Origin of the sequence: Moraxella oblonga NBRC 102422, assembly GCF_001598275.1 — a bacterium.
Taxonomy (GTDB): Bacteria; Pseudomonadota; Gammaproteobacteria; order Pseudomonadales; family Moraxellaceae; genus Moraxella; species Moraxella oblonga.
The window spans coordinates 1-23,699 of record NZ_BCYQ01000037.1 but is presented as its reverse complement, the minus strand read 5'-3'; the positions used below and the strand labels follow the sequence as shown (position 1 = coordinate 23,699).

The following is a 23,699-nucleotide window of genomic DNA, read 5'->3' as shown; positions in this document are numbered from 1 at the left end:
TTTACAACATTTTAAGATTACCACCAATTTTATAAAACACAGAGAATAATTTTAATCAAATCCTGATGAGTTTGTCGCCAAAATCAAGTTTGACAACCACACGCACAAAATCATCAAAAAAATCCGCCCATTTGGACGGATTTTAATCAATTTGACAAATTTAACAGTAGATTATAGATAACCATAGGCTACCAATGCGTTGGCAACTTGGGTAAAGCCTGCCACGTTCGCCCCTGTCATGTAGTCAATCGCACCTTTGGTTGTGCCATATTTTTCACCTGCTTCTTTGGCACTTTCATGAATGTTTTTCATGATTTTTTGTAGTTCCAAATCAAGTTCTTCAAAAGATTTGTACTTACGCACAGAGTTTTGGCTCATTTCCAAACCTGATACCGCAACCCCACCAGCGTTGGCAGCTTTACCGGGGGCATAGGCAACACCATGCTCACGCACCACATCAATGGCTTCGGCAGTCAGTGGCATATTTGCCCCTTCGGCGACATATTTGACACCGTGCTTAACTAGGGCTTTAGCATCATCTTCGCTCACCTCGTTTTGGGTGGCACAGGGTAGAGCTACTTCGGCATCAAACTGCCAAGGACGCTGTCCTGCCAGCCACTCACCACCAAACTCCGCTACATAGTCGGCAAGAGCCTTGCCATTTGCTTTGTGGTTTTTGACCCAGTCAATTTTTTCTTGGGTAAAGCCTGATTTATCAACAAGTGTACCCTTAGAGTCAGAGAAAGTGATGACTTTACCACCCAAGTGTAGGCATTTTTCGGCAGCGTATTGAGCCACATTACCTGCACCAGATACTAGGACGGTTTTGCCTTCTAGTGTGTCATTGTTCACTTTTAGCATGTTATCAAGGAAGTATACAAGTCCATAACCTGTCGCTTCGGTACGGATAAGCGAACCACCATGACCCACGCCTTTACCAGTCAATACGCCTTCAAATTCACGAGTCAAGTTTTTGTACATGGCAAACATGTAGTTGACTTCACGACCACCCACACCTATGTCGCCTGCTGGTACGTCCATGTCTTTGCCGACATTTTTGTGAAGTTCACGCATGAAGGCGTAGCAGAAACGGCGGATTTCAGCTTCTGATTTGCCTTTGGGGTCAAAATCACTACCACCTTTGGCACCGCCCATAGGCAAGCCAGTCAAGGCGTTTTTGAAGATTTGCTCAAAACCCAAAAACTTCAAAGTACCTTCGGTTACGGTTGGGTGGAAACGGATACCGCCTTTGTATGGACCGATGGCATTGCTAAACTGGACACGCCAGCCACGGTTTACTTGGATTTCGCCTTTGTCGCTTTCCCAGTTTACACGAAAACCGATGACACGGTCAGGCTCACACAGACGCTCAAAAACTTGTAGAGCTTCGTATTTTGGGTTATCGGCATAGACTTTTTCAATCGTCATGGCAACTTCTTTAACCGCTTGGATAAATTCTGGCTGATGGGCGTAGTTTTTTTCTACTTTGGCGATGGCGGACTGGATAGTCATGATAAGCTCCCTAAATGCTTGATATGTTAAAAATAAATGTCATGCTTTTTATCATAAAAACTTATGATAACATCAGCGAATAAAATAATACCCCCATTCACATAAAATTACAAGCGTTTTATTTATGGGAAATTATCATTTAAATTTTATATTTCATTATATAAAATTATAAATTAACCCAAATTGGGCAAATACTAGACTTTTTGGGCAAATAATGATAAGTTAAATCTTATTATGCCTGATAATGTCTCTATGAAACACCCCCTTGCCGTCAAATTCTGTGGATTAACCACCGCCCACGACATTAACACCGCCTGTGCTTTGGGGGTTGATGCGGTTGGTTTGGTCTTTTATCCAAAAAGCCCCCGCTATGTGGACATCGCCACCGCTAAGACACTCGCCCAAAGCGTACCAGCCTTTACCACGATTGTCGCTCTTGTGGTCAATATGGGGCAGGGCGAACTTTTGGACTTGGCAGGGCGAGTTGCCTTTGATATTATCCAGTTTCACGGCGATGAAACCCCAAGTGAGTGCCAAGCCCTTGCAAGGGCGGTCAATAAACGCTACATCAAGGCAATCCGTGTCAAAACTAATGATACCAGCCAAACGATTTTAAATAAAATCAATGAGTTATCAGCGTGTGGGGCGAGCGGTGTGATTTTGGATACTTTTAGCGATGGTGCCTATGGTGGGACAGGGCATTCCTTTGATTGGGCAAAAATCCCTGATAATTCGCCTTTGCCCATTTATCTGGCGGGGGGATTAACGCCTGAAAATATCAGCGAAATTGTGGGTAATGATATTTTAATGGCAAAAATAAAAGGCGTTGATGTCAGTGGGGGGATTGAAAAGGAAAAGGGGGTGAAGTGTGCAAATAAAATGGGTGGGTTTATGGAAAGTTTAAGAAATTAAGGGTGATTTTTATGAAATTTTATTCAACAAAAGAAATTTGCCAAATCTATGGCTTGCAATTTAATCCATTTGTTACTAATTTTCTAATTAATAACAAATATGTCTTTCGTTCGGATAATGGTGTATATCATTTAACGGAATTGGGAAAGCAATATGGAAAAATGGATTTAAATCACAATAATCAAAGGAGAATTTTTTGGAATAAGGAAAAATTTTCCCCAATTTTACAGAATTTAAAGAAAAATTTTATAGAAAATCATAAAAATAGATTTAAATTATATCATATGACACATATAGATAATTTAAAATCTATATGTGAGATAGGTGCTTTATTGTCTCATAATCAAATAAAAAATTATACTGATATAAGCAATCAGTCGGTTAATGCTAAGCGTTCAAAGCAAGAGCCATTTTGTAATAGATCAATTCACGATTATGTACCACTATATTTTAACCCAAGAAACGCAATGTTATACAATGTGCAAAGTAATTTTGGCAACGAAGTTATTATATTAGAGATAGATGTAGATATTTCTTTGCAACCTTATACACTTTTTACTTACAAAAATGCAGCCACCAATGATGCTTTATTCTTTGATGATGTTATTGAGTTTTTGGATGATGCGGATTGGTCCAGTATTAATAGATATACTTGGTTTGATGACCCAACAGGTATTACAAAGAAAGCTATGATGAGTGAATGTTTGATATTGGATAAAATACCAATTAGCTTTATTAAGCATATTGAATGCACAACAGAAGAGATAGGTAATAAAATTGTTGATTTGTTGAGTAATTATTCTAATATGCCATTAACTGTCTACTATGACTCAAATTTATTTTTTAAAATTTAACGGTGATTTTTATGTCAATAAATGTGATTACAGGCAATATTTGGAACACAAAATGTGATGTTCTTGTAAATACTGTTAATTGTCAAGGCGTTATGGGTGCTGGAATGGCTTTAGAGGCAAGATTAAGATACCCTGAAATGTATCAAAAATATAAAGAATTTTGCCAAAAAGGTTTATTGAAGGTTGGCAAATTAGACTTGTATAAAAAATCTGAACCATATTGGATTTTAAATTTCCCTACAAAAAACCAATGGAAATTACCTTCAAAGGAAGAGTATATCATATTAGGATTGCAAAAATTTGTAAACAGTTATCAAGAGAAAAATATAAATTCCATTGCATTTCCAATATTGGGTGGTATGAATGGTAAATTAAATGAAGATAGAGTATTAGATATAATGACAGATTTTCTTATAAATTTACCTATTGATATAGAAATTTATCAATATGACCCAATGTCAAATGATGATTTTTTTGAAGAATTTAAGAAAATTTTATTAAGTACTGATGTGCATACCTTGTCTAAAAGTACAAAAATTCGTCAAAATTATTTAGAAATATTGATTGATGAAATTACCAAAAATCCTAATTACCGCCAAGTTAATCAACTTGTAACAATAAAAGGGATTGGCGATACAACCTTAGAAAAAATATTTCAATACCAAAAATTATTGACAAAAAATCAGCAAACAGAATTGTTTTAAGTAATAAGGAAGAATCTATGAACATTCTAATCACAGGCGTAACATCAGGTTTTGGTTTGGCAATTGCCAAACGACTTGCCAAAGACAATCACACCATCATCGGTACAGGCAGACGAGCCGATAAACTTAGTGAAATAAAAAACGAATTGGGCGAGAATTTTATTCCGCTATGTTTTGATATTTCTGATTTGACAGCGACTAAATCTGCCATTGAAAGTTTGGATAATGGCATTTTAACCAATATTGATGTCCTTATCAATAATGCAGGTTTGGCATTGGGATTAGAAAGTGCTGATAAAGCGGATATTAATGACTGGGAGCAGATGATTAATACCAATGTGTTGGGGCTTGTCAATATCACCAATCTCATTTTACCTTATATGACTGCTAATAATAGTGGACTGATTATTAATATTGGCTCAACGGCAGGCAATTATCCCTATTTTGGGGCGAATGTCTATGGGGCGACTAAGGCATTTGTTAAACAGTTTAGTTTAAATTTGCGAGCTGATTTGATTGGTAAAAGAGTGCGAGTAACCAATATAGAACCTGGTCTTTGTGGCGGTACAGAGTTTAGCAATGTCCGCTTTAAAGGCGATGATGAAAAAGCTAATAAGACTTATGAAAAAGTGGACTATATTCGCCCCACTGACATTGCCGATATGGTGCATTATGTCATTAACCTTCCGCCCCATATTAACATCAACCGCCTAGAAGTAATGCCAGTGGCACAGACCTTTAATGGACTGACGGTGGTAAAGGATTTGTAAGGAGTAAATAATGCAAATGGCAATTTCTGGCACTTATCAAAATGGTGCAGTTTTATTAAAAGAATTACCGCCCATTGATGAACCAAGAGAAGTAATGGTGGTATTTTTACCACAAGAAAACCATTTATCAAAATTAAAAACCGCTCAATTATTTGGCATTGCCAAAAATAATAATGACAATGATATTGACATTGAACAAGAACTTTGTCAATTATCCAAAAATACAGAGCAACATATTTTGGACAGATGGGATAGGTTAAATAATGAATAAATATGTTACCGATACGCAGGCTTTGGTAAAATATTTTGAAGGCAAAAAAGTTATCAATGATGACATTCATCAAATATTTAAAATGAGTGAATTTGGTGAAGCAACAATTATCATTCCCAGTCCTGTTATTTTTGAAATTGGCATTCTAAATCAAAAGGGTAGAACAAAAGTTTCTTTAAAAACTTTGGAATATGCCTTTTCGGTAACAGACTGTTTGGTTGAACAAAAATTGGATTTTGGTATTATCAAAACTGCATTTGAAATTAATGACATTCCAGAATTGCACGATAGATTAATTGCAGGAACAGCACGCCATTTAAATTTACCAATTTTAACCAATGATCCAATTATTCTTGCCAGTCAATTTGTTAAATCCATTTAGTTGAGAAAAATTTATGACAACTTCAACCGATTATACAAAATTCCCAAACAACACCAGTCATTTTGGCATTCACGGTGGTCGTTTTGTATCTGAAACTTTGATAGGTTGATGGTGGCTTGTGATTTGTAAGGATTTTTAAATGAAAACTTTAACTTTAACCGCAGAAAATCATATCGTTGATAGCATTTTAGCCATTATTGCAAATTTTCCAAAAAAGGAAATCGTTTCTGTTAAAACCCAAATCCAAGACGACTTAAAACCATTACCAAAAATCAGTAACATTGAGGATTTGGCAGGTATTTTATCGCCTTATGCCAATGGCTATATTTCTGATAAAGAGATGGACAATGCCATTACAGAGGCAATTTGTGAAAGAGCAATGATAAAATGAATGAAATTTATATCATTGATACCAATGTTTTGATGCGATATTTGTTAAAAGATGATGATGAGCAATTTTTAATAGCAAAATCATATTTGATTAATACAAATATTCAATTATATCTACCCATCCAAACGATTTGTGAAATGGTTTGGATTTTGAAAAAGAAATTAAAATTTCCAAATCATTATATTTCACAAATTTTAGAAGGTATTTTATCGCAATCTAATATTGATTTTGATACAATAATTGTTAATTTTGCACTGCCATTTTTAAAAGAAAATGGTGACTTTGCAGACGGTGTTATTGCTTATCATACACAAGCGTTTGGTAATGCCAGTCTATTAACTTTTGATAAAAAATTGCAAAAAATTTGTACATATTTTAAAATTTCCCATATTCCATTAAAAAAGGAACAGTAATGACAACTTCAACTGACTACACCCAATACCCAAACCCCACAGGTCATTTTGGCATTCACGGCGGTCGTTTTGTATCTGAAACTTTGATGACTGCGTTAGAAGAATTAGAACGCATTTATTTAAGCGTGAAAAATAATCCAGAATTTTGGAAAGAGTATAATGACGATTTGATTAACTATGTCGGTCGTCCTACGCCACTTTATTTTGCCAAACGCTTAACGGCAGAAACTGGCGGGGCTAAGATTTATCTTAAACGAGAGGATTTAAACCACACAGGGGCTCATAAAGTCAACAACACCATTGGGCAGGCACTTTTGGCCAAACTTGTCGGCAAAAAACGAATCATTGCCGAAACAGGGGCGGGTCAGCACGGCGTGGCAACGGCAACCATCGCCGCCAGATTGGGCTTAGAATGCGTGGTCTATATGGGAGCGGACGATGTGGAACGCCAAAAGATGAATGTCTATCGTATGAGACTTTTGGGGGCGACTGTCGTGCCTGTAACTTCTGGCTCACGCACGCTCAAAGACGCGATGAACGAGGCAATGCGAGACTGGGTAACCAATGTGGATAGCACCTACTATGTCATCGGCACGGTGGCAGGTCCACACCCTTATCCGCTACTTGTGCGTGATTTTCAGGCGATTATTGGGCGTGAGGCTCGTTTGCAACATTTGCAATTTGAAGACAGACTGCCCGATGCGTGCGTGGCGTGCGTGGGCGGTGGCTCAAATGCAATGGGGCTGTTTTATGAGTTTTTAAATGACGAGAGTGTTAAGCTCTATGGCGTAGAGGCTGGGGGTTATGGCATTAAAACAGGCAAGCATTCAGCTCCCCTAAATGCAGGGCGTGTTGGCGTACTGCACGGCAATCGCACCTATCTGATGGCGGACGATGAAGGGCAAGTGATAGAGACACACAGCATTTCAGCGGGTCTTGACTACCCCGGGGTGGGGCCTGAACACAGCTTTTTAAAGGATATGGGGCGTGTGGAATATGGCGTGATTAACGATGATGAGGCATTGGAGGCGTTTCGTATTTTGACCAAATGCGAGGGCATTATCCCTGCCCTAGAAAGCTCGCACGCAGTGGCTTATGGGTTGAAACTTGCCAAAACGATGGGCAAAGAGCAGTCCATTATCATCAATCTGTCAGGGCGTGGCGATAAGGATTTGCATACGGTGATGAAGGTGGATGGGATTGAATTATAATGGAAAAATTTAATTCCATTGAAGATTTGTATGGCATTGCAAATAATAATACCATTCAAAAAGTGGTAGAAAATGATACTTTATTTGGGCGGTTTTCTCATTATGCAAAAGAGCCATTAACGCAAGAGGATATTGATGATTGTCTTGCGGAGGTGGCTTATTTGCAAGATTTAAGAACCAAACCCGAACATCAATATATTGATTGGGAAAAATATGACATTTTTGATGAGCGGATTTATTTTGATGAAACATTGCAAAAGTTTATAATTAAAGATGAGTAAAATGCAAAACACTATTTACAACAAACAATGGCTTATCAATGAATTAAAAGCCAAACCCAAATTAAAGTATCTTTATTTTTGGGGACATACGCCCAAATCTAATGGGCAAATGTCCAATGCCTGTTTTAGTCAATGGTATGATTCGCCTTTTGTGGTGGACGATGTAATTTATCCTACCGCCGAACATTATATGATGGCACAAAAAGCCAAATTGTTTGGCGATATGGATATTTTTAATCAAATTATTCACTCCAAACACCCCAAACAAGCCAAAGATTTAGGGCGACAAGTTAAAAATTTTGATGAAACCATTTGGAATAAACACCGCTTTGAGATTGTGGTACAGGGCAATATTGCCAAATTTAGTCAGCACCCAGAATTAAAAGCCTATTTATTAGGTACAGGCGATAGAATCTTGGTAGAAGCGAGTCCTGTGGATAAAATATGGGGCGTGGGCTTGGCAAAAGATAACGAAAAAATCCATAATCCTTTAAATTGGCAAGGCTTAAATTTATTGGGGTTTGCATTAATGCAAGTAAGAGATGAGTTAATTAAAAATGGTTAAATTAAGCGTCATTCAAGGCGATATTACCGAGCAAATTGTGGATATTATTGTTAATGCCGCCAATTCATCGTTGCTTGGCGGTGGCGGTGTTGATGGTGCCATACACCGTAAAGGCGGTAGTGCTATCTTGGAAGAATGCAAACAAATCCGAGCAAGGCAAGGCAAATGCGAAACAGGTCAGGCGGTTATTACCACCGCAGGACTATTGCCTGCCAAATATGTCATTCATACGGTAGGTTCGGTGTGGAATGGGGGCAATCATAATGAAAAAGAATTGCTCGCCAGTTGCTATATTCAAAGTTTAAAATTAGCCGTTGCCCATAATGCCAAAAGTATCGCCTTTCCTAATATTTCCACAGGGGTGTATCGTTTTCCCAAAGCATTGGCGTGCGAAATTGCCATAAATACAGTCAATGAATTTATCAATCATCAAAATATAGGTAATTTACAAGAAATTATTTTTGTTTGTTTTGATGATGAAAATTTTAAACTTTATCAAGATAAATTAAAATAAATTGGCAAGGTTTAAATTTATTGGGATTTGCGTTAATGCAAGTTAGAGATGAATTGTTATTAAATTAAAATGGTCTAAATATGAAAGAACTTTTTGGTTTGATAAAATTTAGTTTGGCAGTAACCGCACCTGTTTGGTTTGTATTTTTAGTAATGTTTTTGTCAGCAAGTTTTGAAAAAAGGTCTGCACCATCAGAGTTATGGCTAATTATCCTTATTTTTGGTTGTTTGTATTGGTTTTTTGCAGTCCTTGTTACAATCTATAAAATAACTGACGGAAGTGGTTGTTTTACCACATTTATGATGATAATCTACATTCCTTTTGCTGTATTTTTTGGATTTTTTGCAGGTTGGGCTGGATTATTGGCAGGTGGTGGCGGATATTAACAATCTTAATTTAATTAAATTCAGTACATTTTTTTTAAATTCTATTTTTAAGAGACAGACTTATGACCCGAATTGAACAAACCTTTGCTACCCTAAAACAGCAAAACAAAAAAGCCCTAATCCCCTACATTATGGCAGGCGACCCAAATCCTGCTGTTACGGTGGATTTAATGCACAAGCTTGTCGCTCACGGGGCGGATGTGATTGAGATTGGCTTGCCGTTTTCTGACCCAATGGCGGACGGCTCTGTCATCTCACTGGCAGGCGAGCGAGCCTTAGCAAATGGCACCAGCACCACACAAGCCGTTAAAATGGTGGGTGAATTTAGAAAATCCAACACCACCACCCCCGTGCTTTTGATGGGCTATCTAAATCCTGTTGAGATTATCGGTTATGATAATTTTCTGGATTTGTGTGAACAAAATGGCGTGGACGGCTTACTACTCGTGGATTTACCGCCCAATGAGACGGACGAAGTTTTATCCGCCAAATTAGCCGATAAAAACATCAATCAAATCTTTTTGCTTGCCCCCATCACCCAAAGCGAGCGTAGAAAAGCGGTGCTAAATCGTGGCTCTGGCTTTATTTATTATGTGTCGGTCAAGGGTGTAACGGGTTCAAAGGCACTCGATACCGATGAAGTCGCTCGCCAAGTGCAAGCCATCAAAGCAGATAGCGATTTGCCTGTGTGTGTCGGTTTTGGTATCAGGGACGGTAAGAGTGCAAAGGCGGTTGCCAAGTTTGCCGATGGGGTGATTGTGGGTAGTGAGCTTGTCAAAAACTTTGCCGATGTCGGCGATGATGAAGCCAAAATCACACAAGCCAAAGCAACTATTTTGGCGAAAATGGATGAGTTGCGAGCTGCGATTGATGATTTGTAAGAAAAAATTTGCTAAATTTTCCTTACAAGTGTAAACTATACCAATCTTATTGGCAAATATTTATAGGAATTTTATGACAGAACAAACCCAAACATCATGGTTTGACCGACCTGTACCCAGCGTTAAGCGTGATACGCCTCATGTGCCATCGGCTGTCGAAACCGAGCCATCAACCGAATGTCCCGAATGTCATTCCTTAACCACCAATACCAGTCTAATTTTTAACCAATATGTTTGTCCAGATTGCAACCATCATTTGACCATGTCGGCACGCAAACGCTTGGAGTGGTTTTTTGACAACATAACAGGCGAGCTTGGGCAGGAATATCAAGCAGGCAACCCTTTGCAGTTTACTGATTCCAAACCCTACCCGCAACGCATGATAGAAGCCCAAAAATCCACAGGCGAGAGCGAGGCACTTGTGGCGATGACTGGTAAAATCAAAAATTTAGAGTTGATTGCTTGTGCTTTTGATTTTAAATTTATGGGTGGGTCAATGGGCTCAGTGGTGGGCGACCGCTTTGTCATGGCAGGCGAAAAAGCTCTTGCCGAACGCAAGCCTTTGGTGTGTTTTGCTGCCTCTGGCGGTGCTAGAATGCAAGAGGGACTATTATCACTCATGCAAATGGCTCGCACATCAGCGGTGATTGAGCGATTACGACTTGCTGGTGTGCCATATATCGTGGTACTGACCAACCCTGTCTATGGGGGTGTAACGGCAAGCCTTGCCATGCTTGGTGATGTACATATCGCCGAACCAAAAGCAATGATTGGCTTTGCAGGTAAGCGAGTGATTGAACAGACCGTGCGTGAGGTCTTGGACGAGCCATTCCAACGAGCAGAGTTTTTGCTAGAAAAAGGTACAGTAGATATGGTTGTGCATCGCCACGAGCTTGTGGATACAATATATAGACTTTTGGCAAAATTGACAAAACTACCAAACATCGCCTAGCCCATGTGATAAAAAAATACCAAGACAACGCTGTTTTGGTATTTTTGTTCTTATTTTTAAACTTTATTTACCAAAAAATTGATATTATCAAATGGCTATTTTTTATCATTACTAATAAATTTTAAATAATTTTTATAACATTTTTTGATTTAATATTTTTAAAACGCCATGAACGACTCATCATCTCCCCAAAAACAATTAACCATTTTAAAAAATAAATGCCATAAAATACAATTAGACATTTTAGAAAATCGCATCAAACAAGACGAAACCACCAAACAAACATTAGATGATTTAAACAAACAAATCCACCAAATCAATAATGCAATCACCAAATCAGAGTTTGCCAATGCCAAAGACATCAAGGCTGCCTTTGAAAAGAAAAAAATCCAAATCCAACAAAAACAAAATACGCCCCTATACCCCACAATCATCGGCACGATGATGAAAGATTTGTCATTGGATAACCGTTATCAGTTTTGTGAACAATTGTTGATTTTACAAGAACACTTTAACAAACTTCACCAAGAACAATGCCAACGTGAATTAATGATGCTCCAAGAGATATATGAACGTGTCAAAAAAGAACGCCGAGAATTTTATATTAATGAAGGGTGGATATTTGTGGCAATGGTGGTGGTTGGCGTGATGTTTTTGGGGTTATTTATGGTATTTGGCAACCGATAATAACTCTGATAATACACCAATCATTTTACTAAAATTATTTGAAAAAATTCCAAAAATCATGCAAAATACATCAAATTTTTAAGGCACCATACCCATGAAAAATCCCCAAACCGTTTCTGAATGGCTCAACTATATGGGCAGTATCCACGTTTCCGCCATTGATATGGGGCTTGATCGTGTGATACCCGTTGCCAAACAAATGGGGATTTTGACAAAGAATTTGACCAATTGTCCAACCATTTTTACCGTGGCAGGTACGAACGGTAAGGGTTCAACCACCGCACTCATCAGCGAAATTTGCACCCAAGCAGGTTTTAAAACCGCCCTATATCAATCCCCACATTTGGTAAGTTTTAACGAGCGTATCAAAATTAATGACATAGAAGTTGATGATGATATGCTCATCAAAGCCTTTATTGAATGCGAAAAAGCACGCACCCAGTGCAATGTGTCCTTATCATTTTTTGAAATGACTACTTTATCAGCATTTTGGATTTTTAAACAATTACAATGTGATGTTTGGGTGCTTGAAATTGGTTTGGGTGGTCGGCTTGATGTCGTGAACATCATTGACCCTAATGTTTGTGTGATTACAAATATCGGTATTGACCATATTGATTGGCTGGGTGATGATAGAGAAAAAATTGGCTTTGAAAAAGCGGGAATTATCCGTGAAAATTCACCACTCATCTTTGGTGAAATAGATATGCCTCACAGTGTTCAACAAATCATTCAAGAAAAAAATGCTCATTATCATCAATTCGGTAAAGATTTTATTTACGCAGATAATGGCAATGATTGGGTATATTCATCGCCTGCACTCACAATTCATCTACCCAAGCCAAAAATCGCCCTTATCAATGCCAGCAATGCCATTTCTGCAATATTAGCAAGTAATCTAAATGTCAGCACCAACCACATCAAAAACGCCTTATCAACCGTTCAATTGGCAGGAAGATTTGATAAAAGAATGATAAATGGCAAACAATGGATTTTTGATGTAGGTCATAACACACATGGCATTGCATTTTTGATGCAGTCTTTTATCCCTTTTTGGCAAAATTTTAAACATAACCACTCCAATGCCAAACTCCATTTTCTATTTAGCATGCTTGCTGACAAAGATATTGATGAGGTGCTAAGTTTTATTGCGACATTTGATTTACCAATTACCGCTTGGCACATTGGCAAGATTGACAACGCACGGGCGATTGACACATTTGAGTTAAACGCCAAAATCAGCCACCACTTGCCACACAGCACCATTTTTATCCACAATGACATCAAAGGGGCGGTACAAAGCGTCCAAAACGCCACTCATAGTGATGACTTGATTTTGTGTTTTGGGTCGTTTCATACCATCGGTGAGAGTATGATTGCATTGGGTTTGGCAGATGACCCCACCAAAAAATAACAAATTTTGAAAAATCTAGGAAAGCCATCATAAAATATGTTAATATATGCTTTTGCGGTATATTTAAAGGGTGTATTATAATGGTTTCTAAACAATTGTTACTTGGTATTGGACTGGTCTTGGGTGGTGGTGCTTTGGTCGGCATCTTAAATAGTGGCGACAAAACCCCCAAACAAACCGAAGTTGATGATGTGGCTCACCCCAAAGTTGAGCTTAGACAGGACATTCAAACAGAAAAACATCTAAGCGAACAAAAGAAAAAAGAGCGTGAAAATAATACACTTGCCCAAGAACAACAAGCCAAAGAGTTTGTTGAAGAACAAGAACGTGCCAAACAACAGCTTAGCTTAGCGTCTAGAACGGACACGCCAAGTGCAGTAGCAACCACTCCGACAACGAACACAGCCAACACCATCAATGCCAGTGTTAATAGCGTGGTATCAGAAGTGTCGGCAATGTTGCCCAACACACAAACCACCACAAACGCAACGGACACAACAGACACGCTAGTGGTGCAAACTCGCCCAGAAGCCATCATTGCCACCAAAAAAGCAGAAGAAAACAAACGCAAGCAACAGGCTCGTGCCAAACAACAACAAGCTCGTGCCAATCGCAAAGATGCTTATACAATTGAACATGGCGATTCTCTTAGCAAACTTTCACAACGATACAATGTGCCTATTTCTGCCATTCTAAGTGCCAACAACATGAGCAGTGCAGATTTGTTGATTGCGGGCGACAAAATCATCATTCCCAACAAAAATACTGCCAAAAAACCCCCCAAAACTGGCGATGCAGTTGCCAAAGCGGATAAAAAATCCAAAAAACCAGAAACCACTACCGCCCAAGCCAAAAAATCCAACAACGCCAAAAATGTCAAGCCTTTTTATAGTGTTCAAGTATCTTTGGCGGACAGTGAAGCCAAAGCCAATGAGCTTGTCAAACAATATCGTGCTGCTGGCTACAAGGTCCAAACCAGCAAAACCAGCCGTGGCGTGCGTGTCTTAGTAGGTTCAACAAATAGTGCTGAGGAAGCCAAAAAACTTCAAAGCAAACTCAATAAAGACTCACGAGTCAATGCAGGCGATGCATGGGTCAAACGTGTAGACACCATTAATCCATAAACAACCAAAAAGCAGATGATTTGTCATCTGCTTTTTGTAACACAGATAAACTTCATTAAGGAAAAGACAATGACCGCCATGAGCCAATTTTTAGACACACTTACCAAAACCCTAGAACCCACCCAAATCAAAACCGAACCAAGTGATTTAGAGTTTTTTGGTAAAGACCACACCAAGCATTTTACCCCTGCCCCTACTGCCATTGTATTTCCCAAAACAACCGAACAAGTAGCCACCATTGTTCGCCTTGCTAACGAACATAACATTTGCCTTGTGCCTAGCGGTGGTCGTACAGGGCTATCAGCAGGGGCAGTGGCAAGCAATGGTGAAGTTGTGGTTAGTTTTGATAAAATGAACGCCATCGGTACGTTCTATGAAGCTGACCGTATGGTAGAAGTTGAAGCAGGCGTAGTTACCAAAACTCTACAAGACTTCGCCCAAAGTAAGGACTTGTACTATGGCGTGGATTTTGCGTCCGCAGGTTCTAGCCAAATTGGGGGAAACATTGGCACAAACGCAGGTGGCATCAAGGTCATTCGCTATGGCATGACCCGCAACCAAATTCTAGGTTTGACAGTCGTTACAGGCAAAGGCGACATCTTAGAACTTAATGGCGGTATGATGAAAAACGCCACAGGTTATGATTTTCGTCATCTTTTTATCGGTGCAGAGGGGACGCTTGGCTTTGTTACCAAAGCATTGATTAAACTAGAAAAACAGCCTGTAAACCTGACGGCTATGGTGCTTGGCGTACCTGATTTTGGTTCGGTGGTTAAACTGCTTGACAAATTTGGCAAGGCATTAAATCTCACCGCTTTTGAATTTTTTGACAGTGTGGCGATTGACAAAGTACTGACAGCAGGACACGCCAAAGAGCCTTTTGAAACTCGTACACCTTTTTATGTACTTTTAGAGTTTGAAGCTGTGAGTGATGATGTGCTAGATATAGCAATAGGCATATTTGAAAACTGCATGGAAAATGGTTTTATTGTGGACGGTGTGATGAGTCAAAGCGTGGGACAACTGCATGACCTTTGGAAATTACGTGAGTCCATTTCAGAGACAATTTCGGTATTTACACCTTATAAAAATGACGTGTCGGTACTCATTACTCATTTGAGCAACTTTATCAATGACATTGAAAAAATCGTCAAGGACAATTATCCTGATTTTGAAGTGTGTTGGTTTGGGCATATTGGCGATGGTAATTTGCATTTAAACATTTTAAAACCAGACAACCTAAGCAAAGATGAATTTTTTGATAAATGTAAAACCGTCAATCAATATGTATTTGAAACCGTACGCAAATATAAAGGCTCTATCAGTGCCGAACATGGTGTTGGTATGACCAAAAAACCATATTTAGAATATACTCGTTCTCCCATTGAGATTGAATACATGAAGGCTCTAAAAGCAGTCTTTGACCCCAATGGCATCATGAATAAAGGTAAGATTTTTGATTAATAAAAAGCACCTACGTCAAGGCGTATTTGGCGTTTTCAAATACGCCCTGATGTTTATCATCATTTATATCATCATCAACCTATGGCGGTCGCCTGATATGCCTGATGTGATTGATTTAAGTTATCAAAACTCACAAGGACAGGTGGTTGATGTTGTTAAAACCAGTTACGACAAGCCAATACTCATTTATTTTTGGGGGTCGTGGTGTGGCGTTTGTCGCATTACTAGCCCCAATGTCCAAGCCCTACACGCAGACGGTCATGACGTACTTACAGTAGCAGTATCATCAGGCGATGATGGTGAGCTACTATCATACATGAGTCAGCATGGTTATGATTTTGCAACCATCAATGATACTGATGGGGCAATATTTCGGCAATGGCAAGGACAAGTTACGCCTTCCTTTGTTATCATACATCGTGGTAAAATGACCCAAAGTTTTACAGGTGTTGCACCACTTTGGTCGCTCAAATTACGACTTTGGCTTACCCATCTTTCATAAAAACTATGTTTGGCATCACAGACCTCACCACCTACCTGTTTGGCGTCATCGTCATCATTGCCCTACCTGGTCCAAACAGCCTATACTGCCTATCGGTGTCAGCAGGTCAAGGCAGACGAGCAGGAGCAAAGGCGATGGCAGGGATTTTGCTTGGTGATACGCTTTTAATTTTGGCAACCGTCTTTGGGGCGGGGACAGTATTAAAGCTCTATCCTGCTTTGTTTGATATGATTAAGCTCATCGGTGGCAGTTATCTGGCGTATATTGGCACACGGCTACTCATTGGAGCATATCACACCTTTAAAAACCGCCACGCCATCGCAGGCAGGCCCTTTAACCCACCCAAAGCAGACAACCAAAATTATTTTTATCGCTCACTGTCGCTTAGTCTCACCAACCCTAAGGCGATTTTGTTTTTCTTGTCGTTTTTTGTGCAATTTGTCCACCCTGATTATGACAAGCCGTTTTTGACGTTTTTTGTGTTGGCTCTGATTTTACAACTGGTGAGTTTTTTATATCTAACCTTGCTTATTTTTAGTGGTAAAAAACTTGCCGACACCTTTGGGTCTCGTCCGCTCATCATGACGGTAGCGATGGTTGGCGTGGGGGCTTTGTTTATTTGGTTTGGGGTAAATTTGTGGCTGGCGAGGTTATAGGGGGGGTAGCTTATCAAACCAGCCAAATTTTTCATCATTGAGCCACATTTAATTTATTTTAGTCACGTGCATCCAAAAACCTAAAAACCATCACAGGCTATAAGATGCCCAATACCCGCCCCACTTCCAAAAAAAGATATTTTGTAGCACTTACAAGATTATTTGGATATATAAACCCATATACTTTATAAGGGATTATGGTTTGTGTTATAATATTCTTTTTTTGTGGCTACTTTGTGATGTTAAAAAGCTTTTTTAAATACACCGCTTTATTGTTTGCTTTTCTTGTTCTTGCCTTACTTTTGTTTTATGTTTATCTCATCAGCCAATCCACCAAGCAAGGTGACATCTCGTGGCAGTCGTGCTATCGCCCAAGCTATTGGTCGTGGTTTATCCTGCCACCGCCCACCCGTTTGCAATGTGCCACCGTATCCGTGCCTGTCAATCCCGCCAAACCTGATGGCAAAAGTTTTACCATTCCACTAACACGCCTGCCAAGCACCAATCAAAGCGTTATTGGCGACTTACTCCTAATTAGCGGAGGACCGGGCGGTCATAGCCTTGATATGGGGGCATTGATGGGCGATGATGAATACAGTCAAGCCATCAAAGACAACTTTCATATTCTAGGCTATGCCCCACGAGGGGTCAAGCCCTCCACCCCTGCCATTGACTGCGGTGAGGTAGAGGAAGAGGGCGATGCCAAAGCCTATATGGACGCTTGCATACAGCACACAGGGGCGGATATTTTGCCCTTTGTCAGCTCAAAAGAAGTGGTACAAGATTTAGACACCATTCGCCAAAAGTTAGGCGATGACACTTGGTCAATGGTTGGCTACTCTTATGGCACAAAATTGGTTGCCAAATATGCCGAACATTATCCCACGCACCTGCGAGCAGGCGTGGCAGATGGCGTGGTGGATACAGCAGAAACATTAGACACCATTTTGTTTAACCAACAAAAACACGCCCAAATCACCTTTGACGGCTTTATGAAACATTGCCAAGCCCCTTGCGTATTTGACAAACAAAAAGAACCCAACCAAGCCTTTTTGGACACCTTGCACGCCATCGCCCAAAAAGGTTTAAAAGACAAAGACGGCAACGCCATTGACGAGCGAGCAATCATGGCGATTTTTGGCGAAAGTCTCAACGATGAAACCAGCTGGCAGACTTTGCACGAGATGTTTGATGAGCTGACACAAGGCAAGACGCACACTTATGAATTTCAAAAACTACTTGCTAAGTTGGGCGAAAAAAGTTTTAGCAAAGATGCGTTATCGGTGGTCAATTGTGCCGACTCCGCCCCAAAACTTAGCAAAGACGACTATATTGCCACCTTTAAAGCCATTGACGACCAAAGCCCCTTTGACAATTACCAAACACGCACTGACGAGGAGTATTTGGATTTGTGCTATTATTGGCAATGGCAAGGAACTGACAACATCAAAGAAAACTTGGTCAATGAAAGCACCCCAAACCTACTTTTTGTCTCCTATGAATACGACCTTGCCACCCCACTGCCCAACGCAATGACGATGGCAAAAAAGTTTGACGACCCGCTGATTGTGCTATCAGGTCAATATGGGCATACGGTGAGTTTGTTTGGTACTAATGCTTGTGTTGATGGCTATGTAAGCCGTTATTTGCTTGACCCTAAGACTGATTTTGGCAAAAAAGTGCTAATGTGTGCCAAGCCCTAAACCAAAACCCCAGAGCCAACTGGCTTTGGGATAAATTGATGGCTTAGCAAATAATAAGGGCAACGGATGAAACTGGCGAAATTTTGATGCTCAATTTGGGGCGTATGTTTTTTTTAATTATGTTATAGGTTATTTAAAACAAAACCCCAAACCTAGATTTGGGGTTTTGCCTTGTTAAGCCAATCAATCGCCCTGATAGCCTTTTAATTTCAATCTTGCTTTATGAAGTAGTGGCTCGGTATAGCCAGATGGCTCGGTTGCCCCTTTAAATATCAAGTCAGCAGCAGCGTGGAACGCAATGTTGTTCTCAAAATCTTTTGACATCGGACGGTAGGCAGGGTCGTCTTTGTTTTGCTCGTCCACGACTTTTGCCATTCGTTTTAGAGTATCCCAAACTTGGCTCTCTGTTACCACACCGTGAGCCAGCCAGTTGGCGATGTGCTGACTTGAAATCCGCAAAGTTGCACGGTCTTCCATCAGTCCCACATTGTTGATGTCAGGCACTTTGGAACAACCCACGCCCAAATCCACCCAACGCACGACATAGCCCAAAATGCCTTGACAGTTGTTATCCAGCTCTTTTTGCTTGTCTTCATCTGACCAGTTGGTATCAGTCGCCAAAGGAATGGTTAAAAGCTCATCAATGCTTGGATAGCCCTCGCTAAGTAGCTCGTTTTGGCGGTCTTTGACACTTACCTGATGGTAATGAATGGCGTGAATGGTTGCCCCATTTGGACTAGGTACCCACGCACAGCTTGCCCCTGCGGTTGGGTGTTCAATCTTGGTGCGGTACATTTCCGCCAGCTCATCAGGCTTTGGCCACATACCTTTACCGATTTGGGCTTTGCCCAAAAGACCAGTTTCAAGCCCGATGCCGACATTGCGTTTTTCATAGGCATTAAACCAAGTCTGCCCCTTAATCTCGCCCTTACGCACAAACGCCCCCGCCTGCATTGCGGTGTGAATCTCATCGCCCGTTCTGTCCATAAAGCCTGTGTTGATAAAGATGGTGCGGTCTTTTGCCTTGTGGATACAGTTTTTCAAGTTCGCCGAAGTTCTACGCTCTTCGTCCATAATGCCCATTTTGATGGATTTGGCAGGCAGTCCGATGGCTTGTTCGGCTCTTTCAAAAAGCTCTACGGCAAAGGCGACCTCCTCTGAGCCGTGCATTTTGGGCTTGACGATGTACATTGAGCCTGTGCGAGAGTTACGCAAAGCATTTTTGCCCATAATGTCAATGGCACTAAGCATTGGCGTGATGAGTGCGTCCATAATGCCCTCAAAAATCTCTTCGCCACCCACTAGGATAGCAGGATTGGTCATCAAATGCCCCACATTGCGCAAAAGCATTACCGAACGCCCGTGCAGGCTTTGGCTTTGTCCGTTTAGGTCGGTGTAGGTGCGGTCGCTGTTTAGCGTGCGAGTGATGGTTTTGCCATTTTTTTCTAAGTTTTCAGACAAATCGCCTTTCATCAGCCCAAGCCAGTTACGATAGCCTTCTACCTTTTCTTCGGCATCTACCGCCGCCACAGAGTCTTCTAGGTCTTGAATGGTGGTAACGGCTGCTTCCAAAATCACATCTTTGACCCCTGCCTTATCATCTTTGCCAATCAAATGGGTGCGGTCAATGGCGATGATGGTATGTAAGCCGTTGTTTTTTAGGATAATTTCGGTAGGTTCCTGCTTTGTTCCATTATAACCAACCATTTGCTCAGGATATTTTAATCCCACAATATCGCCATTGGATAATTCAACAACCAAATTTGGATTGGATAGTACAGTATGATTGCCAAATGCGTCAATAATTTTTTGCACTGAGATGTAATAGGATGTTGCGTCAGCGTGCGAACCATCATCGAGCGGAAAGGTTTCATCAAGAAAATTTTTGGCAAATTCAATAACCTTTGCCCCACGAATCGGATTATACCCTTTGCCTTTTTCTGCTCCGTCCGTTTCAGGTATCACATCAAAGCCATACAACGCATCATACAGACTGCCCCAGCGAGCGTTGCCAGCGTTTAGGGCGTAGCGAGCGTTGCGTACAGGTACAACAAGCTGAGCCCCAGAGATGGTGGCAATCTCATCGTCCACATTTTCTGTGCTGATTTTAAAATCATCAACCACAGGTTCAAGATAGCCGATGTCAGTCAAAAATTGCTTGTAAGCCGACAGCTCATAAGTGTTGTTTTTGTGCCAAGTGTCAATTTGGGCTTGTAGTTCGTCTCGGCGGGCAAGTAGGGCTTTGTTTTTGGGCGTTAACTCCAAGACCACTTGTTCAAAATTTGCCCAATAACGGTCGCTGTCAATGTCAAGCACCGTCTTTGCCACAGGCAGAGCTTCGTTTTCAATAAAATCATAGAGAATTTTGTCAATGGCAAGAGAGCCTTTGGTAATGCGTTGTGTCGCCATAGTTTTGTCCTTAAAATAAATGGTTAAAATTTTTAAAATCGGTTTAAAGCAAAAGGCATTTTGACAACCGCCAAAACGCCTTTTGTGCTATTGATTGACTTTATCAATCAACTTAACGAATTGGCATTAACCACCAAACTGGTTCATTGTGTTCTTAGTAGCATCACCAGCTTTTAGGGCGTTTTCACCAGAGAAAATCTCTTTGTGGTCATCGCCAATGTCCGAGCCTGCCATTGCTTGGTGCTTGACGCAAGCGATACCGCCACGGATTTCTTTACGCTGAACGCCAGCGACATAAGCAAGCATACCTTCATCGCCAAAGTAGCCTTGTGCCAATTCGTGCGTAGAAAGGGCAGCAGTGTGGTAAGTTGGCAAGGTAATCAAGTGATGGAACACACCAGCTTCACGGGCTGCATCGGCTTGGAAAGTGCGGATTTTTTCATCGGCATCACGAGCCAATTCGCTGTCGTCATATTTGGCATCCATCAATTTGGCACGGTCATAACCTGACACATCACGCCCTTCAGCAACCCAACGGTCATAGGCTTGCTGACGGAAGTTAATCGTCCAGTTAAATGATGGTGAGTTATTGTACACAAGCTTAGCGTTTGGTACTTGTTTTTTGATGTCATTGACAAAACTTGCAATGCCCGCCACATCTGGCGTTGGGGTTTCAATCCAAATCATATCGGCACCGTTTTGGAGTGAAGTTACGCAGTCTAGCACCACACGCTCGTGCTGAGTACCCTCACGGAACTGATACAGACCTGATGGCAAGCGAGTTGGGCGGTGGAGTTTGCCATTTCGTTTGATAAGGATTTCGTCCTCTTTGGCCTCAGAGATGTCAATCTCGGTGGTTTCTAGGTAGCTGATGTATTTAGAGGCTAGGTCGCCTGGTTCACGACTGACTGGGATTTTTTGGGTAAGGTCAGCACCCTCAGAGTCGGTACGAGCGACAATCACGCCCTCGTCCACACCAAGCTCTAAGAAGGCATAACGCACGGCGTTAATCTTGGCTAGGAAATCTTCGTGTGGTACGGTTACTTTACCTGCTTGGTGTCCGCATTGCTTGGCGTCTGACACTTGGTTTTCAATCTGAATGGCACAGGCACCTGCCTCAATCATTTGTTTGGTCAGTAGATAAGTGGCTTCTTCGTTACCAAAACCTGCGTCAATGTCGGCAATGATTGGCACAACGTGGGTTTCAAAGTTGTCAATTTGTGCTTCAATCTCTTTGGCTTTGGCACTGTCGCCAGCAGCTTCTGCCTTTTGTAAGGCACGAAATAGGTCGTTTAGCTCTTTGGCGTCGGCTTGGCGTAGGAAAGTATAAATCTCTTCAATCAGCTTTGGCACTGCTGTTTTTTCGTGCATAGATTGGTCAGGTAGTGGACCAAACTCAGAGCGTAGGGCAGCGACCATCCAGCCTGATAGGTAGATGTAGCGTTTGTTTGTTGTGCCAAAGTATTTTTTGTTGGCAATCATTTTTTGCTGGGCGATAAAGCCGTGCCAACAGCCTAGTGATTGGGTGTATTTTGAGTTGTCGGCATCGTACTCTGCCATATCTTTACGCATAATGGCGGCGGTGTATTTGGCGATGTCAAGACCAGTTTTAAAGCGGTTTTGCACAATCATGCGTGCTGCATCTTCTGGGCGAATGGCGTCCCAAGTGCCACCCAATTTGGCTTTAACATTACGAACGTGTTCTAGTGCGGATTGATAAGTCATGATAATTTTCCTTAAAGTTCATGAAGGTCTTAGACCCATTAACAACGACGTTTTATGAAATCTAGCGTTATGCTCGTTTTCATGTGCCTAGCATACCTAAATTCAATCCATTAATCCAATAGCCTACTTAAATTATGACTATTTTTTAAAAAAATAATGTTAGTATTTTCATTCTAAAATTTGATAATGATGAGTGCAAGCCAGTAACAACCCATTGAAAAATGGAATAATTTCATTTTTATTAAATGAGAAACTTTATCAAGAAATCACTTAATTTTTTATCGTATTTTTTATAAAATTCATGAGTATTGTAACAAAACATTTCATAAGAACATTGAATTTACATACACATTTCACTTTCATGATAAAATTTATCAAATTTCACACCGCCAGTACCATGACCCCACCCCACTCATTAATGCCATTTTTATATGCCAAAGGTTCTCTCACCACCCTACTTGAACAACAAGCAAGGCAAGTCATTCGTGTACAAGTTGTGCGTGAATGCTACCAACCACTTGATTTTAGCCATAAAAAAGAGTTTGACCTACCCATGCACCGCCCTACCCTTGCTTGGGTGCGAGAAGTCTTATTATTTGGTGATGATACAGAAGCATGGGTGCGTGCCAAAAGCATTTTCCCATTACCAAGCCTTACAGGTAACGCCAAACGCTTACGCCATCTAAAACACACTCCCATTGGCTATGTGATGTTCAAACACAACCGTCAATTACCCTATAAACGTACGATATTTTACGATGAACATCAAAAACATTGGGGTAGAAATACCATCTATGATTGGCAAGGGCGAGCCATTTTAGTACAAGAAGTATTTTTAAAAGATTTAAAAATAAAACAATAAGCAATTCATATCAAAACTATACAAAACGCCGTTCACCTTAGCCATGCCTTTGAGTCAAAAAGACTTTTGTTGCATTTTGAATGGAATGGTCTAGAATTATCAAATTCGTATTGTTACACAAAACCAAAACCCCCCACCAAAAGGCAGAGGGCTT

General features: G+C 40.7%; 26 protein-coding genes. 23 read left to right on the top strand and 3 right to left on the bottom strand.

The genetic code is table 11. From position 1 onward, the window contains the following. Nucleotides 1-171 precede the first annotated feature (171 nt). Entirely contained in the window at nt 172-1,512 is a 1,341-nt protein-coding gene (gene gdhA, locus MOB01S_RS09655; protein ID WP_066804561.1) for an NADP-specific glutamate dehydrogenase, read from the bottom strand. 234 nt (nt 1,513-1,746) lie between these two features. Between gdhA and MOB01S_RS09650 the strand changes: the two genes are divergently transcribed. The 22 genes from MOB01S_RS09650 (at nt 1,747) to MOB01S_RS09545 (ending at nt 18,549) form a co-directional block, all read left to right on the top strand. After that, nucleotides 1,747-2,424: a phosphoribosylanthranilate isomerase gene (locus MOB01S_RS09650; RefSeq protein WP_439646422.1), complete on the top strand. Its 678-nt coding sequence runs from the start codon at nt 1,747-1,749 to the stop codon at nt 2,422-2,424. An 11-nt stretch (nt 2,425-2,435) separates the two neighbouring features. Further along, the gene (locus tag MOB01S_RS09645) at nt 2,436-3,278 is read left to right on the top strand and encodes a DUF4433 domain-containing protein (RefSeq protein WP_066804557.1); all 843 of its coding nucleotides are present in this window, start codon (nt 2,436-2,438) and stop codon (nt 3,276-3,278) included. A gap of 11 nt (nt 3,279-3,289) precedes the next feature. Continuing rightward, a complete protein-coding gene (locus MOB01S_RS09640) occupies nt 3,290-3,982 on the top strand; it encodes a macro domain-containing protein (RefSeq protein WP_066804555.1) in 693 nt (230 codons plus the stop codon). Nucleotides 3,983-3,999: 17 nt separating this feature from the next. Further along, complete coding sequence (locus MOB01S_RS09635) at nt 4,000-4,752, top strand: SDR family NAD(P)-dependent oxidoreductase (protein ID WP_066804553.1); 753 nt, start codon at nt 4,000-4,002, stop codon at nt 4,750-4,752. A 10-nt stretch (nt 4,753-4,762) separates the two neighbouring features. Then, nucleotides 4,763-5,023 (top strand): hypothetical protein, encoded by a 261-nt coding sequence (locus MOB01S_RS09630; RefSeq protein WP_066804550.1) that lies wholly within the window; start codon nt 4,763-4,765, stop codon nt 5,021-5,023. Then, nucleotides 5,016-5,405, top strand: coding sequence for a PIN domain-containing protein (locus MOB01S_RS09625; protein WP_066804548.1), 390 nt, complete (start codon nt 5,016-5,018; stop codon nt 5,403-5,405). Before MOB01S_RS09630 ends, MOB01S_RS09625 begins: the two co-directional genes overlap by 8 nt. 139 nt (nt 5,406-5,544) lie before the next feature. Continuing rightward, complete coding sequence (locus tag MOB01S_RS09620) at nt 5,545-5,796, top strand: hypothetical protein (RefSeq protein ID WP_066804545.1); 252 nt, start codon at nt 5,545-5,547, stop codon at nt 5,794-5,796. Next, on the top strand, nt 5,793-6,209 hold the full coding sequence (locus MOB01S_RS09615; RefSeq protein WP_066804542.1) for a type II toxin-antitoxin system VapC family toxin: 417 nt from the start codon (nt 5,793-5,795) through the stop codon (nt 6,207-6,209). The genes MOB01S_RS09620 and MOB01S_RS09615 overlap by 4 nt, the downstream gene beginning before the upstream one ends. Then, the gene (trpB, locus tag MOB01S_RS09610; protein WP_066804539.1) at nt 6,209-7,420 is read left to right on the top strand and encodes a tryptophan synthase subunit beta; all 1,212 of its coding nucleotides are present in this window, start codon (nt 6,209-6,211) and stop codon (nt 7,418-7,420) included. Before MOB01S_RS09615 ends, trpB begins: the two co-directional genes overlap by 1 nt. After that, a complete protein-coding gene (locus MOB01S_RS09605; RefSeq protein ID WP_066804536.1) occupies nt 7,420-7,701 on the top strand; it encodes a hypothetical protein in 282 nt (93 codons plus the stop codon). Before trpB ends, MOB01S_RS09605 begins: the two co-directional genes overlap by 1 nt. Before the next feature lies 1 nt (nt 7,702). After that, on the top strand, nt 7,703-8,266 hold the full coding sequence (gene ybiA / locus MOB01S_RS09600; protein ID WP_066804533.1) for a riboflavin biosynthesis intermediates N-glycosidase: 564 nt from the start codon (nt 7,703-7,705) through the stop codon (nt 8,264-8,266). Next, on the top strand, nt 8,259-8,780 hold the full coding sequence (locus MOB01S_RS09595; RefSeq protein WP_066804530.1) for an O-acetyl-ADP-ribose deacetylase: 522 nt from the start codon (nt 8,259-8,261) through the stop codon (nt 8,778-8,780). Before ybiA ends, MOB01S_RS09595 begins: the two co-directional genes overlap by 8 nt. 80 nt (nt 8,781-8,860) lie before the next feature. Beyond that, nucleotides 8,861-9,166: a hypothetical protein gene (locus tag MOB01S_RS09590; protein WP_066804527.1), complete on the top strand. Its 306-nt coding sequence runs from the start codon at nt 8,861-8,863 to the stop codon at nt 9,164-9,166. Nucleotides 9,167-9,228: 62 nt separating this feature from the next. Beyond that, nucleotides 9,229-10,047, top strand: a complete 819-nt coding sequence (trpA, locus tag MOB01S_RS09585) for a tryptophan synthase subunit alpha (RefSeq protein WP_066804524.1) — start codon at nt 9,229-9,231, stop codon at nt 10,045-10,047. 73 nt (nt 10,048-10,120) lie between these two features. Next, on the top strand, nt 10,121-10,999 hold the full coding sequence (gene accD / locus MOB01S_RS09580; RefSeq protein WP_066804521.1) for an acetyl-CoA carboxylase, carboxyltransferase subunit beta: 879 nt from the start codon (nt 10,121-10,123) through the stop codon (nt 10,997-10,999). A 168-nt stretch (nt 11,000-11,167) separates the two neighbouring features. After that, a complete protein-coding gene (locus MOB01S_RS09575) occupies nt 11,168-11,686 on the top strand; it encodes a hypothetical protein (protein WP_066804519.1) in 519 nt (172 codons plus the stop codon). 94 nt (nt 11,687-11,780) lie between these two features. Beyond that, on the top strand, nt 11,781-13,100 hold the full coding sequence (locus MOB01S_RS09570) for a bifunctional folylpolyglutamate synthase/dihydrofolate synthase (protein WP_066804517.1): 1,320 nt from the start codon (nt 11,781-11,783) through the stop codon (nt 13,098-13,100). Between the two features lie 80 nt (nt 13,101-13,180). Continuing rightward, complete coding sequence (locus tag MOB01S_RS09565; RefSeq protein ID WP_066804515.1) at nt 13,181-14,224, top strand: LysM peptidoglycan-binding domain-containing protein; 1,044 nt, start codon at nt 13,181-13,183, stop codon at nt 14,222-14,224. Nucleotides 14,225-14,293: 69 nt separating this feature from the next. Beyond that, nucleotides 14,294-15,688, top strand: a complete 1,395-nt coding sequence (locus tag MOB01S_RS09560) for a D-2-hydroxyglutarate dehydrogenase (protein WP_066804512.1) — start codon at nt 14,294-14,296, stop codon at nt 15,686-15,688. Further along, entirely contained in the window at nt 15,681-16,190 is a 510-nt protein-coding gene (locus tag MOB01S_RS09555; RefSeq protein ID WP_066804510.1) for a protein disulfide oxidoreductase, read from the top strand. Before MOB01S_RS09560 ends, MOB01S_RS09555 begins: the two co-directional genes overlap by 8 nt. A gap of 5 nt (nt 16,191-16,195) precedes the next feature. Beyond that, nucleotides 16,196-16,846, top strand: coding sequence for a leucine efflux protein LeuE (gene leuE / locus MOB01S_RS09550; RefSeq protein WP_066804507.1), 651 nt, complete (start codon nt 16,196-16,198; stop codon nt 16,844-16,846). A 239-nt stretch (nt 16,847-17,085) separates the two neighbouring features. Further along, entirely contained in the window at nt 17,086-18,549 is a 1,464-nt protein-coding gene (locus tag MOB01S_RS09545) for an alpha/beta fold hydrolase (protein WP_066804504.1), read from the top strand. 183 nt (nt 18,550-18,732) lie between these two features. Here the strand turns inward: MOB01S_RS09545 and MOB01S_RS09540 are convergent, their stop codons facing one another. Next, nucleotides 18,733-20,958: a malate synthase G gene (locus tag MOB01S_RS09540; protein ID WP_066804502.1), complete on the bottom strand. Its 2,226-nt coding sequence runs from the start codon at nt 20,956-20,958 to the stop codon at nt 18,733-18,735. A 126-nt stretch (nt 20,959-21,084) separates the two neighbouring features. Continuing rightward, complete coding sequence (locus tag MOB01S_RS09535) at nt 21,085-22,686, bottom strand: isocitrate lyase (protein ID WP_066804500.1); 1,602 nt, start codon at nt 22,684-22,686, stop codon at nt 21,085-21,087. 358 nt (nt 22,687-23,044) lie between these two features. Between MOB01S_RS09535 and MOB01S_RS09530 the strand changes: the two genes are divergently transcribed. Next, nucleotides 23,045-23,545 carry a chorismate--pyruvate lyase family protein gene (locus tag MOB01S_RS09530; protein WP_084349696.1) on the top strand — a complete coding sequence of 167 codons (501 nt, stop codon included), beginning with the start codon at nt 23,045-23,047 and terminating at the stop codon, nt 23,543-23,545. The last annotated feature ends 154 nt before the right edge of the window (nt 23,546-23,699 follow it).

Coding starts and splice junctions, on each gene's coding strand:
- trpB (WP_066804539.1), top strand. CDS start 6,209: ATGACAACTTCAACTGACTACACCCAATACCCAAACCCCACAGGTCAT.
- MOB01S_RS09570 (WP_066804517.1), top strand. CDS start 11,781: ATGAAAAATCCCCAAACCGTTTCTGAATGGCTCAACTATATGGGCAGT.
- MOB01S_RS09630 (WP_066804550.1), top strand. CDS start 4,763: ATGCAAATGGCAATTTCTGGCACTTATCAAAATGGTGCAGTTTTATTA.
- MOB01S_RS09650 (WP_439646422.1), top strand. CDS start 1,747: ATGCCTGATAATGTCTCTATGAAACACCCCCTTGCCGTCAAATTCTGT.
- MOB01S_RS09620 (WP_066804545.1), top strand. CDS start 5,545: ATGAAAACTTTAACTTTAACCGCAGAAAATCATATCGTTGATAGCATT.
- gdhA (WP_066804561.1), bottom strand. CDS start 1,512: ATGACTATCCAGTCCGCCATCGCCAAAGTAGAAAAAAACTACGCCCAT.
- MOB01S_RS09565 (WP_066804515.1), top strand. CDS start 13,181: ATGGTTTCTAAACAATTGTTACTTGGTATTGGACTGGTCTTGGGTGGT.
- MOB01S_RS09545 (WP_066804504.1), top strand. CDS start 17,086: ATGTTAAAAAGCTTTTTTAAATACACCGCTTTATTGTTTGCTTTTCTT.
- accD (WP_066804521.1), top strand. CDS start 10,121: ATGACAGAACAAACCCAAACATCATGGTTTGACCGACCTGTACCCAGC.
- MOB01S_RS09645 (WP_066804557.1), top strand. CDS start 2,436: ATGAAATTTTATTCAACAAAAGAAATTTGCCAAATCTATGGCTTGCAA.
- MOB01S_RS09560 (WP_066804512.1), top strand. CDS start 14,294: ATGACCGCCATGAGCCAATTTTTAGACACACTTACCAAAACCCTAGAA.
- trpA (WP_066804524.1), top strand. CDS start 9,229: ATGACCCGAATTGAACAAACCTTTGCTACCCTAAAACAGCAAAACAAA.
- MOB01S_RS09595 (WP_066804530.1), top strand. CDS start 8,259: ATGGTTAAATTAAGCGTCATTCAAGGCGATATTACCGAGCAAATTGTG.
- MOB01S_RS09625 (WP_066804548.1), top strand. CDS start 5,016: ATGAATAAATATGTTACCGATACGCAGGCTTTGGTAAAATATTTTGAA.
- MOB01S_RS09640 (WP_066804555.1), top strand. CDS start 3,290: ATGTCAATAAATGTGATTACAGGCAATATTTGGAACACAAAATGTGAT.
- ybiA (WP_066804533.1), top strand. CDS start 7,703: ATGCAAAACACTATTTACAACAAACAATGGCTTATCAATGAATTAAAA.
- MOB01S_RS09540 (WP_066804502.1), bottom strand. CDS start 20,958: ATGGCGACACAACGCATTACCAAAGGCTCTCTTGCCATTGACAAAATT.
- MOB01S_RS09635 (WP_066804553.1), top strand. CDS start 4,000: ATGAACATTCTAATCACAGGCGTAACATCAGGTTTTGGTTTGGCAATT.
- MOB01S_RS09605 (WP_066804536.1), top strand. CDS start 7,420: ATGGAAAAATTTAATTCCATTGAAGATTTGTATGGCATTGCAAATAAT.
- MOB01S_RS09590 (WP_066804527.1), top strand. CDS start 8,861: ATGAAAGAACTTTTTGGTTTGATAAAATTTAGTTTGGCAGTAACCGCA.
- MOB01S_RS09615 (WP_066804542.1), top strand. CDS start 5,793: ATGAATGAAATTTATATCATTGATACCAATGTTTTGATGCGATATTTG.
- leuE (WP_066804507.1), top strand. CDS start 16,196: ATGTTTGGCATCACAGACCTCACCACCTACCTGTTTGGCGTCATCGTC.
- MOB01S_RS09530 (WP_084349696.1), top strand. CDS start 23,045: ATGATAAAATTTATCAAATTTCACACCGCCAGTACCATGACCCCACCC.
- MOB01S_RS09575 (WP_066804519.1), top strand. CDS start 11,168: ATGAACGACTCATCATCTCCCCAAAAACAATTAACCATTTTAAAAAAT.